Consider the following 1,702-nt stretch of genomic DNA (forward strand, 5'->3'; position numbering starts at 1 on the left):
CCATGCCGAAAAATATGTTTTTTAACGCCCATCATTCACCTGTTGGCGCATTTGCAAGCTTTACGTTAGGATTTCCGGGAAAAAGCGGAGGGTTGGATCTCGAGTTAGCACGCCCACCGCGGCAAAATGTGTTCATTGGCGTGGAATCGCCAGATCAGCCCGGACTGTATCATGTGTTGCCTTTTTTAGAGGCGGGGGAAGACGAAAGCAAAAGATACGATATTGAAAACCCGGATCCAAACCCGCAAAAGCCAAACATCTTGATGCCGTTTGCCAAAGATGCAATCAAACGCGAATTTCGTGTTGCTACAGATACATGGAAAGCAGGAGATTTAACGTTTACCATTTATTCTCCGGTTAAAGCGGTACCAAATCCCGAAACAGCAGATGATAAGGAACTAAAGTTGGCGTTAGTTCCAGCGGTTATCGTCGAGATGACGATCGACAATACAAAAGGAACAAAGGAAAGACGGGCGTTTTTCGGATTCGAAGGGACGGACCCGTACACATCGATGAGAAGAATCGATGATACGTGCCAAAAGCTGCGCGGAGTTGGTCAAGGGCGAATTATTGGTATCGTTTCCAAAGATGAGGATGTACGTTCAGCGTTACATTTTAGTATGGAAGATATTTTAACAACGCCGCTCGAAGAAAACTGGACGTTCGGTCTTGGAAAAGTCGGAGCGCTCATAATGGATATCCCAGCAGGGCAAAAGAAAACGTACCAATTTGCGGTTTGTTTCTATCGTGGTGGTTATGCCACAGCGGGAATGGACACGTCCTATTTCTATACCCGTTTCTTCAATAATATTGAGGAAGTCGGCCTTTATGCGTTAGAGCAGGCAGAAGTACTAAAAGAGCAGTCGTTCCGTTCGAATGAGCTCCTTGAAAAAGAATGGCTGTCCGATGACCAAAAGTTTATGATGGCTCACGCGATTCGCAGCTACTATGGCAACACGCAACTTTTAGAACACGATGGCCAGCCGATTTGGGTCGTCAACGAAGGCGAATATCGGATGATGAATACGTTTGATTTAACGGTCGACCAGCTCTTTTTTGAATTGAAAATGAATCCGTGGACGGTTAAAAATGTGCTTGATTTGTACGTGGAACGATACAGTTATGAAGATCGTGTTCGCTTTCCGGAAGAAGAAACGGAATATCTAGGGGGCATCAGCTTTACGCACGACATGGGAGTGGCCAACACGTTCTCGCGCCCGCATTACTCGTCATATGAGCTATATGGAATTAGTGGCTGCTTCTCGCATATGACGCATGAGCAGCTCGTCAACTGGGTTCTTTGCGCTGCCGTATACATCGAACAAACAAAAGATTGGGCATGGCGCGACGAGCGACTTTCCATTTTGGAGCAATGTCTCGAAAGCATGGTTCGTCGCGACCATCCGGATCCGGAAAAACGGAACGGGATTATGGGGCTGGACAGCACGCGGACGATGGGTGGCGCGGAGATTACGACATATGATAGTTTAGATGTTTCCCTCGGCCAAGCGCGCAATAACTTATATTTAGCAGGAAAGTGTTGGGCAGCTTATGTTGCACTTGAGAAGCTGTTTCGTGATGTTGGAAACGAAGAACTAGCCGTGCTAGCTGGCGAACAAGCGGAAAAATGTGCGGCGACTATCGTAAGCTATGTGACGGATGACGGATATATCCCGGCGGTAATGGGCGAAGGAAACGATTC

1 protein-coding gene is annotated in these 1,702 nt (G+C 47.2%); it reads left to right on the plus strand.

Going from position 1 to position 1,702, the window contains the following annotated elements:
- Positions 1 to 2 precede the first annotated feature (2 nt).
- Positions 3 to 1,702: glycoside hydrolase family 52 protein (locus tag HNQ34_RS17230; protein ID WP_183256536.1), on the plus strand; the 1,700-nt coding region annotated here is incomplete at its 3' end.

Origin of the sequence: Anoxybacteroides tepidamans (assembly GCF_014201465.1) — a bacterium.
Classification (GTDB): Bacteria; Bacillota; Bacilli; order Bacillales; family Anoxybacillaceae; genus Anoxybacteroides; species Anoxybacteroides tepidamans.